This window comes from Streptomyces sp. NPDC051684, assembly GCF_044453445.1.
Lineage (GTDB): Bacteria > Actinomycetota > Actinomycetes > Streptomycetales > Streptomycetaceae > Streptomyces.
Map to the genome: position 1 here is coordinate 1 of NZ_JBITCS010000013.1, position 10,898 is coordinate 10,898.

The 10,898-nt window shown below is 69.0% G+C and carries 8 protein-coding genes; 5 read left to right on the forward strand and 3 right to left on the reverse strand.

The window, feature by feature from the left end:
* Nucleotides 1-226 precede the first annotated feature (226 nt).
* From ACIA8D_RS17260 to holA, 3 genes are all read left to right on the forward strand, one after another.
* The gene (locus ACIA8D_RS17260; protein WP_399232918.1) at nt 227-1,108 is read left to right on the forward strand and encodes a YceI family protein; all 882 of its coding nucleotides are present in this window, start codon (nt 227-229) and stop codon (nt 1,106-1,108) included.
* A 41-nt stretch (nt 1,109-1,149) separates the two neighbouring features.
* Complete coding sequence (locus ACIA8D_RS17265) at nt 1,150-1,395, forward strand: hypothetical protein (RefSeq protein ID WP_399232920.1); 246 nt, start codon at nt 1,150-1,152, stop codon at nt 1,393-1,395.
* 106 nt (nt 1,396-1,501) lie between these two features.
* The gene (holA, locus tag ACIA8D_RS17270; protein WP_399232922.1) at nt 1,502-2,488 is read left to right on the forward strand and encodes a DNA polymerase III subunit delta; all 987 of its coding nucleotides are present in this window, start codon (nt 1,502-1,504) and stop codon (nt 2,486-2,488) included.
* 282 nt (nt 2,489-2,770) lie between these two features.
* On the opposite strand, the gene rpsT is transcribed toward holA, so the two are convergent.
* The gene (rpsT, locus tag ACIA8D_RS17275; protein WP_266719751.1) at nt 2,771-3,037 is read right to left on the reverse strand and encodes a 30S ribosomal protein S20; all 267 of its coding nucleotides are present in this window, start codon (nt 3,035-3,037) and stop codon (nt 2,771-2,773) included.
* A 234-nt stretch (nt 3,038-3,271) separates the two neighbouring features.
* Here rpsT and lepA point away from each other — a divergent pair, with 234 nt between their 5' ends.
* Nucleotides 3,272-5,143: a translation elongation factor 4 gene (gene lepA / locus ACIA8D_RS17280; protein ID WP_399232924.1), complete on the forward strand. Its 1,872-nt coding sequence runs from the start codon at nt 3,272-3,274 to the stop codon at nt 5,141-5,143.
* A gap of 223 nt (nt 5,144-5,366) precedes the next feature.
* A complete protein-coding gene (locus ACIA8D_RS17285; protein ID WP_399232925.1) occupies nt 5,367-7,256 on the forward strand; it encodes an AMP-dependent synthetase/ligase in 1,890 nt (629 codons plus the stop codon).
* Between the two features lie 31 nt (nt 7,257-7,287).
* Here the strand turns inward: ACIA8D_RS17285 and ACIA8D_RS17290 are convergent, their stop codons facing one another.
* Together ACIA8D_RS17290 and ACIA8D_RS17295 are read right to left on the reverse strand one after the other, a co-directional pair.
* Nucleotides 7,288-7,866 (reverse strand): two-component system response regulator, encoded by a 579-nt coding sequence (locus ACIA8D_RS17290; RefSeq protein ID WP_399232926.1) that lies wholly within the window; start codon nt 7,864-7,866, stop codon nt 7,288-7,290.
* Nucleotides 7,867-7,878: 12 nt separating this feature from the next.
* Nucleotides 7,879-10,898: HAMP domain-containing protein (locus ACIA8D_RS17295; RefSeq protein ID WP_399232928.1), on the reverse strand; the 3,020-nt coding region annotated here is incomplete at its 5' end.

Genomic DNA, 10,898 nt, shown 5'->3' on the forward strand with positions numbered 1-10,898 from the left:
CGACGCTCCGCGTCGCCTCCCTCCTCCGCCTTGCGATCGCACGCACCAGGCCCCGCTCCCTGATCCGGCCTGATCCAAACGACAAGCCCTAGCACCCTCGGAGCGGGCGCAGGGGCGAGTTCTTGCCATGTGGGCGCATGTTGCCTCGAAACTGCCCACGATGATCGAATGTCTGTCGAATGCAGCAGATCAGGTAGTTGTCCAGGCGTTCTGGGGTGGGTAGGGCATGTTCGGCCTCCGACGGAGAAACCGTACTAACCGGTCAGTAGGTTCGAGTTCCCTCGGGGGGAGGGCGATGCCGCAGGGCGCGGGGGTGCTCGGCGGACGGATCATCGACGCCGTGAGCGAACCGGTGCGCGGCGCCGAGTTCTCGGTGAGCGACGCGATGGGGCGCAAGGTGGTGAGCGGGGGCGTCGACCCGTTCGGTTCGTTCGTGGCGACCGTGCCCGTGGGGGAGTACCGGCTCGCCGTCTCGGCCGAGGGGTACGCGCCGTTCCGCGGCGGGATCACCGTGGCCGAGGGCGAGCAGGCGGCGCTCGGGGACGTGACTCTCCAGGTCTCCGCGCCGCCGCCGCTGCCGACGCCGGGGGACTGGGAGGTCGAGCCGACGCACTCATCGGTCGGGTTCACGGCGCGGCACATCGGGATGGCGCGGGTCTACGGCCGGTTCAACACGTTCGCGGGGGTGCTGCGGGTGGCCGAGCGGGCCGAGGACTCCGCGATGCATGTCGTCATCGACGCCTCCTCCATCGACACGAATGTGAAGATGCGCGACGACCACCTCAGGTCCGCGGACTTCCTCGACGTCGAGCGCTTCCCGACGCTGGAGTTCTACAGCGACCGTTTCACGCACAAGGGCGGCAGCCGCTGGGCGATCACCGGGGCGCTCTCGCTGCACGGCGTGACCCGGACGGTCACGCTGGACGCCGAGTACCTGGGCGTGGGCACCGGCATGGAGGGCGAGACCCGGGCCGCCTGCCGCGCGAGCACGGAACTGCACCGCGACGACTTCACCGTGAGCTGGCAGACCATGCTGGCGAAGGGCATCGCCGTCGTCGGCTCCAGTGTCCGCATCGACCTCGACATCCAGGTCGTGCCCAAGGGCTGACCCCGTGCGGCGGCGCAGCCGGCGTGCCGGAAAATGGTGGCGTGAGCAATGTGAGACACGTACTGGTGCTGCCCGACCGCGACGCCGCGGAGGAGGCCGCCGAGGCGCTCCGGGAGCGCTTCGGGGTGACCGAGGAGCCCCAGCTCGTACGGGACGCGCTGGCCGGTGAGGACGACGCCGAGGACGCGCAGTGGCTGGTGGTCGTCGAGGACGCCGCCGGGCGGCTGGCCGCCGAGGAGCTGGACGGGTTCGCCGGCGAGTGGGACGGGTGGCGCGAGGAGCCGTAGGGCTCGCACCGGTGCCCGCCCCTCGCGGCCCCGGCTTCCGGCCCCCACCCCCGCCGCCGTCCCTTGGGCCCGGCGTTGTCAGTGGCGCGTGGGATGCTTGGGCGCGATGGCCAGGAAGAGTGCAAACGACGAACCGCTCGCTCCCCTCACCGTCGCGGTGGGGCAGGAGGAGCTGCTGCTCGACCGCGCGGTGCAGCAGATCGTGGCGGCCGCGCGCGCCGCGGACGCGGACACCGATGTACGGGACCTCACCCCCGATCAGTTGCAGCCGGGGACGCTGGCCGAGCTGACCAGTCCCTCGCTGTTCGCCGAGCGCAAGGTCGTCGTCGTACGCAATGCGCAGGACCTGTCGGCGGACACGGTCAAGGACGTCAAGGCGTACATCGGCTCCCCGGCCGAAGAGATCACGTTGGTGCTGCTGCACGCCGGTGGCGCCAAGGGGAAGGGGCTGCTCGACGCGGCCCGTAAGACCGGGGCCCGCGAGGTCGCCTGCCCCAAGATGACGAAGCCGGCGGATCGGCTGGCGTTCGTGCGTGCCGAGTTCCGGGCGCTCGGGCGCTCTGCCACCGGTGAGGCCTCGCAGGCGCTCGTCGATGCCATCGGGAGCGATCTGCGGGAGCTGGCGTCCGCGGTGTCGCAGCTCGCCGCCGACGTCGAGGGGACCATCGACGAGGCCGTCGTCGGGCGGTACTACACGGGGCGGGCCGAGGCGTCCAGCTTCACCGTGGCCGACCGGGCCGTGGAGGGGCGGGTGGCCGAGGCGCTGGAGGCGCTGCGGTGGTCGTTGTCGACCGGAGTGGCGCCGGTGTTGATCACCAGTGCGTTGGCCCAGGGGGTGCGGGCGATCGGGAAGCTGTCGTCCGCGCGTGGGGGGCGGCCGGCGGATCTTGCGCGGGAGTTGGGGATGCCGCCGTGGAAGATCGATCGGGTGCGGCAGCAGATGCGGGGGTGGACGCCGGATGGGGTTGCGGTGGCGTTGCGGGCCGTTGCCGAGGCGGATGCCGGGGTCAAGGGGGCCGGGGACGATCCCGAGTATGCGTTGGAGAAGGCGGTTGTGACCGTGGCGCGGGCTGCCCGTGCGCGCGGGCGCTAGAGGTCGTCCCCGCCGCCCCTACCCGTCCCATCCCTGGGGGCTGCGACCCCAGACCCCCCTGGCGGCCTTCGGCCGTGTCCTCAAACGCCGGACGGGCTGGAAAAACAGAGCCAGAACGCGCCGAAGCCCCGCCCTGGGGAAGGGCGGGGCTTCGGGTCACGCTTGGTGTGAGCCCGCACCCGCGTGGCGAACGCAGATCGCGTGCGGGCTCTGGGTGTCGGCCGGGGGCGGATGAGAGGGCCCGCCCGGGTCCTGCCGACGGTCGATCAGGTCAGGTCAGGTTCAGGCCTGGATGGACGCGACCTTCGAAGCAAGCGCCGACTTCTTGTTGGCGGCCTGGTTCTTGTGGATGACGCCCTTGGAGACGGCCTTGTCGAGCTGACGCGCGGCAACGCGCTGGGCCTCGACGGCCTTCTGGACGTCACCGGAGGCAGCGGCCTCGCGGGCCTTGCGGATCGAGGTCTTGAGGGAGGACTTCACGGCCTTGTTGCGCAGCCGAGCCTTCTCGTTGGTCTTGATCCGCTTGATCTGGGACTTGATGTTCGCCACGAAATGAGCCTTTGCAGGTTCAGGCACGGATCCGGTGAGGGACCCGTACCGGTGATTGTCACTGAGTGCGTGCCTCGCGCTGAGAGGGCATGAGACACAGCTGCCCACGGTATCAGCCGTCGTCCAAGCGGCCCAAACCGAGCGCAGCCCCCCGCTCATGGGACCATGGAGGCTACGTATTGATCCCAACCGAGGCCGACCTGAGGCAGAAGGCCTCAAGAGACAGGACCCTGCGTGCCCGCGATCCCTAAAAATGTGCCCGAGCCGAGCCGTACCGACCCGGCTCAGATTCGCAATTTCTGCATCATCGCGCACATCGACCACGGCAAGTCCACGCTCGCCGACCGGATGCTCCAGCTGACCGGTGTCGTCGACCAGCGGCAGATGCGTGCTCAGTACCTCGACCGGATGGACATCGAGCGAGAGCGCGGCATCACGATCAAGTCCCAGGCGGTGCGCCTGCCCTGGGCCCCCACGGAGGGGCCCGACCAGGGCAGTACCCACATCCTGAACATGATCGACACGCCGGGCCACGTGGACTTCACGTACGAGGTCTCGCGCTCGCTCGCCGCGTGCGAGGGGACCATCCTGCTCGTCGACGCCGCCCAGGGCATCGAGGCGCAGACCCTCGCCAACCTGTACCTGGCGATGGAGAACGACCTCCAGATCATCCCGGTCCTCAACAAGATCGACCTGCCGGCCGCCCAGCCCGAGAAGTTCAGCGAGGAGCTGGCCAACCTCATCGGCTGCGACCCCGAGGACGTCCTGAAGGTCTCCGCCAAGACCGGCATGGGCGTCGAGGCGCTGCTCGACAGGGTGGTCCGGGACATCCCCGCCCCGGTCGGCGTCAAGGACGCCCCGGCGCGCGCGATGATCTTCGACTCGGTCTACGACTCGTACCGTGGCGTCGTCACGTACGTCCGTGTCGTCGACGGTCAGCTCAACAAGCGTGAGCGGATCCGGATGATGTCGACCGGCGCGACGCACGAGCTGCTCGAGATCGGGACGAACTCGCCGGAGATGACGTCGGCCGACGGGCTCGGGGTCGGCGAGGTGGGCTACCTGATCACCGGTGTGAAGGACGTCCGGCAGTCCAAGGTCGGTGACACCATCACCAGCCTGAACAAGGGCGCCGAGGACCCGCTGGGCGGCTACAAGGACCCGAAGCCGATGGTCTTCTCGGGCCTGTATCCGCTGGACGGCTCGGACTACCCCGAGCTGCGCGACGCGCTCGACAAGCTCCAGCTCAACGACGCCGCGCTGACGTACGAGCCGGAGACCTCGGCCGCGCTCGGCTTCGGTTTCCGCGTCGGCTTCCTGGGCCTGCTCCACCTCGACGTGATCCGCGAGCGCCTGGAGCGCGAGTTCGGCCTCGACCTCATCGCCACCGCCCCCAACGTGGTCTACCGCGTGAACATGGAGGACGGCGAGGAGCACACGGTCACCAACCCGAGCGAGTTCCCCGAGGGGAAGATCGCGGAGGTCCACGAGCCGGTCGTGCGGGCCACGCTCCTGGCGCCGTCCGAGTTCATCGGCTCGATCATGGAGCTGTGCCAGGGTCGCCGCGGCGTGCTGCTCGGCATGGACTACCTCTCCGAGGACCGCGTCGAGATCCGCTACACGCTGCCGCTCGCCGAGATCGTCTTCGACTTCTTCGACCAGCTGAAGTCAAAGACCCGCGGCTACGCCTCGCTCGACTACGAGCCCACCGGTGAGCAGTCCGCCCAGCTCGTCAAGGTCGACATCCTGCTGCACGGCGACAAGGTCGACGCCTTCTCCGCCATCACGCACAAGGACCAGGCGTACTCGTACGGTGTCCGGCTCGTCGCCAAGCTGCGCGAGCTGATCCCGCGGCAGGCCTTCGAGGTGCCGGTGCAGGCGGCGATCGGCTCCCGGGTCATCGCCCGCGAGACCATCCGCGCCATCCGCAAGGACGTCCTCGCCAAGTGCTACGGCGGTGACATCTCCCGTAAGCGCAAGCTGCTCGAGAAGCAGAAGGAGGGCAAGAAGCGGATGAAGATGGTCGGCTCCGTCGAGGTGCCGCAGGAAGCCTTCATCGCGGTGCTCTCCAGTGACGACGGCGGCGGCTCCAAGAGCAAGAAGTGAGCCACTGAGCACACAGGGTCCGGCAGGCGTTCGCGCCGCCGGGCCCTGCTTTTGTGTAAGCCCTGTGAGGGGTGAGGACGTAGCGCGCAGTCGGGTGAAGTCGGAGGCCGGAGCCCCTTACGCGGCGGGCGGGTGACCCTTACCCTGATCACTGCCCAATGGTTACTCACCAGTTAAACAAGCCGCTGAAACAAGCCGCACTGCCGCGGGCCCGGAGGACGTCGTGAGCGACACACAGACCTTGATCGAGAACCGTCCGCCCTCCGTGGCGAACCTCTTCCTGGAGCGCGTGACGGCGACACCGGACGCCGAGGCCTACCGCTATCCGGTGCCCTCTGCCACCGGCACGGGCCCCGACGACTGGAAGTCGCTGAGCTGGGCGCAGGCCGCGCAGCGCGTGTACGCCATCGCCGCGGGCCTGGTCGAGCTCGGCATCGGCCCGCAGGAGCGCGTGGCGCTCGCCTCCTCGACCCGCGTCGAGTGGATACTCGCCGACCTCGGCATCATGTGCGCGGGCGCGGCGACCACGACCGTGTACCCGCAGACCAACGAGGACGAGTCGGCGTTCATCCTGTCCGACTCCGAGTCCAAGGTGCTGGTCGCGGAGGACGCCGCGCAGCTCGCCAAGGCGCGGGCCCGCCGCTCCGAGCTGCCCGAGCTGCGGCACGTCGTGGTGGTCGACGCGACCGGCGTCGAGCCGGACGCCGCCGACCCCGACGGCTGGGTGCTCACCCTGGAGGACCTGGAGGCGCGCGGCGCCGCGTACCTGGAGAAGAACCCGGACGTCGTCACCGAGCGGGTCGCGGCGATCGAGAAGGACCAGCTCGCCACGCTCATCTACACCTCCGGCACCACCGGCCGCCCCAAGGGCGTCCGGCTCCCGCACGACAACTGGTCGTACATGGCGAAGGCCATCGCGGCGACCGGCCTCGTCAGCGGCGAGGACGTGCAGTACCTGTGGCTGCCGCTCGCGCACGTCTTCGGCAAGGTGCTCACCTCCGGCCAGATCGAGGTCGGGCACGTCACCGCCGTCGACGGCCGCGTGGACAAGATCATCGAGAATCTGCCGGTCGTGCAGCCGACGTACATGGCCGCCGTGCCGCGCATCTTCGAGAAGGTCTACAACGGCGTCGCCGCCAAGGCGCGGGCCGGCGGCAGCGCCAAGTACAAGATCTTCCAGTGGGCGGCCGGCGTCGCGCGCGAGTACGCGAAGGTCAGCCAGGACAACTTCCGCCGCACGGGCGTCGCCTCGGTGCCGTTCAAGCTCGCCTCGAAGCACAAGGCCGCCGACCGCCTGGTCTACGGCAAGCTGCGGGAGGCCTTCGGCGGCCGGCTGCGCGCGTGCGTGTCGGGTTCGGCCGCGCTCGCCCCGGAGATCGGCTACTTCTTCGCCGGTGCGGGCGTGCACATCCTGGAGGGCTACGGGCTCACCGAGTCCAGCGCCGCCTCGTTCGTGAACCCCGGTGAGGCCTACCGCACCGGCACCGTCGGCAAGCCGCTGCCCGGCACCGAGGTGCGGATCGCGGACGACGGCGAGATCCTGCTGCGCGGCCCCGGCATCATGGAGGGCTACCACGGCCTTCCCGACAAGACGGCCGAGGTCCTGGAGTCCGACGGCTGGTTCCACACCGGCGACATCGGCGAGCTGTCCAACGACGGCTACCTGCGGATCACCGACCGCAAGAAGGACCTCATCAAGACCTCCGGCGGCAAGTACATCGCGCCCGCCGAGGTCGAGGGCCAGTTCAAGGCCGTGTGCCCGTACGTCTCCAACATCCTGGTGCACGGCGCCGACCGGAACTTCTGCACGGCGCTCATTTCGCTCGACGAGCCGTCGATCCTGGAATGGGCCAAGGAGAACGACCTCAGCGGCGCCTCGTACGCGGAGGTAGTGGCGGCGCCCGCGACGGTGCGGCTCATCGAGGGCTACGTGAAGGAGCTGAACGAGGGCCTCCAGCGCTGGCAGACCATCAAGAAGTTCAAGCTGCTGCCGCGCGACCTCGACATCGAGCACGGCGAGCTGACGCCCAGCCTGAAGCTGAAGCGCCCGGTCGTCGAGCGGGAGTACAAGGACCTGCTTGAAGAGATGTACTCCGGCAGCCGCGAGGGCTGACGGTTCGAGGAGACGCCGCGGCCGTGCCGCGCTACCCCCGGCGCAGCCGCCGCAGCGTCTCCTTCATCTCCCCGATGTCGTGGCGAAGCTCCCGTACGTCGGGGTCCGCGGCCTCGGCCAGGCGGCGCTCCATCGTCGTCATGCGGGCCGCGAGCTCGTCCAACTGCCGGTGTTCGCGCGTCAGGAGGCGCTGCAACTGGCGGTTCTTGCGGTGCAGGTCGAGGAAGACGGTGACCTTCGCGCGCAGCACCCACGGGTCGAACGGCTTGGTCAGATAGTCCGCCGCGCCGGTTGCGTAGCCGCGGAAGGCGTAGCCGGTGTCGGCCTCCGTGCCGGTCAGGAAGATGATCGGGACGTCCTTCGTCTGGTCGAGGCGCTTGATGTTCGTCGCCGTCTCGAAGCCGTCCATGCCGGGCATCCGGATGTCCAGAAGGACGACGGCGAACTGCCTGCGCAGCAGTGCCTTCATCGCCTCCTCGCCCGAACGGGCCCTGACCAGCGGCTCGTTGAGCGGCCCCAGGACGGCTTCGAGGGCTGTCAGGTTGTCCTCCATGTCGTCGACGATGAGGATGCTGGCCCGATCCGCCGAAGTGGACTCTGCAGTGGTCATGATGACGGTGCCTCACTCAGTGGTCGCCGGAGTACCGGAAGCCTCGGCGGCGGACGGGTCCGTCTCCTCGGGGGCCAGTAGCTCGCACACGACGTTCAGCAACTGGTCGACGTCAACCGGTTTCGGTACGTAGTCGTTCGCGCCCTTGGCGATCGATTTCTCACGGTCGCCGGGCATGGCCTTGGCGGTGAGCGCCACGATGGGCAGCCCGGCCCACCTCGGCGTACCGCGAATGACGGAGATCGTCTCGTAGCCGTCCATCTCGGGCATCATGATGTCCATCAGGACGAGTTCGACATCGGGGTGGCTCTCCAGCGTCTCGATGCCCTCGCGGCCGTTCTCCGCGTACAGGACCGGCATGCCGACGCGGCCCAGTACATGGGTGAGCGCGAAGACGTTGCGGATGTCGTCGTCGACGATCAGGACACGGCGGCCCGGCAGGACCTGACCCGGTCGGCCCGTCTTCCACTGCTCCAGCTTCGTCGTCGCCGGCCAGTTGTCCTCCTGGTCCGGCGGCTGCGGGGCCGCGTACGTGTCCGTGGGGGCGCCCTGTGCGGGCACGTGGGTCGCCTCCGGCAGCGCGGGCGGCTCCTGTCCCGGAGGCAGCTCGTGGCCGGGGCAGCGCACGGGGACGTACAGCGTGAAGGTGGAGCCCTCGCCGGGCTCGCTCTCCGCGATGATGTGGCCGCCGAGCAGCGCGGCGATCTCCCGGCTGATCGACAGGCCGAGGCCGGTGCCGCCGTACTTGCGGTTCGTCGTGCCGTCGGCCTGCTGGAACGCCTCGAAGACGACAGCCAGTTTGTCGCGCTGGATGCCGATCCCGGTATCGGTCACGGCGAAGGCGAGCAGATCGTCGCCGTCGCCCAGCTGGGCCCCGTCGGGGGCCTTGACCCGGCGGACCCGCAGTTCGACCCGGCCCTGCGCAGTGAACTTGATCGCGTTCGACAGCAGGTTGCGCAGGATCTGCTGGAGCCGCTGCTCGTCGGAGAACATCTCGCGCGGCACGTCCTCGCCGACCGACACCTCGAAGGCGAGGCCGCGGTCGAGGGTGAGGGGCCGGAAGGTCGCGTGGACGTAGTCGAGGACCTTGATGAGGGGGAGCTTCTTGGGGCGTACGTCCATCCGGCCGGCCTCGATCTTCGACAGGTCGAGGATGTCGGTGATGAGCTGGAGCAGGTCGGATCCCGAGCGGTGGATCGTCGTCGCGAACTGGACCTCCTGGTCGTTGAGATGGCCGTCGGGGTTGTCGGAGAGCAGTCGGGCGAGGATCAGCAGGGAGTTGAGCGGCGTGCGCAGCTCGTGCGACATGTTCGCCAGGAACTCGGACTTGTACTGCGAGGATGTGGCCAACAGGGCGGCCTTCTCCTCCAGTTGGGCGTTCGAACGCTGCAACTCCGCCTGCTGGCGCTGGAGTTCGTCCGAGCGCTCCTGGAGCTGGATGGCGAGCCGCTGGGACTCGCCGAGCAGGGACTCCGTACGGGAGTTGGCGATGATGGTGTTGATGGCGACGCCGATGGTGTTCACGAACTGGTCGAAGAACGCCAGGTGGACGTCGGAGAAGCGGGAGAAGGAAGCGAGCTCGATCACGCCGAGGAGCGTGTCCTCGAAGAGGATCGGGATGATCACGACGGACGCGGGCGCCGCCTCGCCGAGCCCGCTGTTGATGTTGATGTAGTCCGGCGGCACCTCCTCCACCAGGATCCGCTTCTTCTCCAGGGCCGCCTGCCGCACGAGGCCGTGGACCGGCATCCCGCCCGTGTCGATGACCGAGGCGGAGCCCGAGCCGTACCCCGCGATGTACGCGAGCCCCTTCGTCGGCACGGCCGTCGGCTGCCGCGTGCCGTCCTCGTCCTCCTCCGCGAGGAAGAAGGCGCCGTACTGGGCGTTCACCAGCGGCGTCAGCTCGCGCAGGATCAGGTCGGCGACCTCCATCAGGTCGCGGTGGCCCTGCATCAGGGCGGCGAGGCGGGCCAGGTTCGACTCCAGCCAGTCCTTCGCGCGGGTCGTCTCGCGGAGGTTGGCCACCATCAGGTTGATGTTGTCCTTGAGCTCGGCGACCTCGCCCTGCGCGTCCACCGTGATCGAGCGCGACATGTCGCCCGAGGTCACCGCGGAGGCGACCTCGGCGATCGCGCGGACCTGCGTGGTGAGATTCAGCGCCAGCTCGTTCACGTTCGTCGTCAGGCGCTTCCACGTGCCGTACACGCCCTCGACCCGGGCCTGGCCGCCCAGCTGGCCCTGGGAGCCCACCTCGCGGGCCACGCGGGTCACCTCGGAGGAGAACGAGGAGAGCGTGTCGACCATCGTGTTGATGGTCGTCTTCAGTTCGAGGATCTCGCCGCGCGCGTCGACGTCGATCTTCTTGGAGAGGTCGCCCTGGGCCACGGCCGTTGCGACCTGCGCGATGTTCCGCACTTGAGAAGTCAGGTTGTCCGCCATGTAGTTGACGTTGTCGGTCAGGTCCTTCCAGACGCCCGACACGCCGTGCACGGTTGCACGCCCGCCGAGCCGGCCGTCGGTGCCGACCTCGCGGGCCACCCGGGTCACCTCGTCGGCGAAGCCGCGCAGCTGCTCCACCATCGTGTTGACGGTGTCCTTCAGCTCCAGGATCTCGCCGCGCGCGTCGACCGAGATCATCTTGGAGAGGTCGCCCTGGGCCACGGCGGTGGTGACCTGGGCGATGTTGCGGACCTGGGAGGTCAGGTTCGACGCCATGAAGTTGACGTTGTCCGTGAGGTCCTTCCAGACGCCGGACACGCCCCGGACCTGCGCCTGGCCGCCGAGGTTGCCCTCGGTGCCGACCTCGCGGGCGACGCGGGTGACCTCGTCGGCGAAGGCGGAGAGCTGGTCGACCATCGTGTTGATCGTCGACTTGAGTTCGAGGATCTCGCCCTTCGCCTCGACCGTGATCTTCTTGCCGAGGTCGCCCTGGGCCACCGCCGTCGACACGAGCGCGATGTTGCGCACCTGCGAGGTCAGGTTGTCGGCCATGAAGTTGACGTTGTCGGTGAGGTCCTTCCAGACGCCGGAGA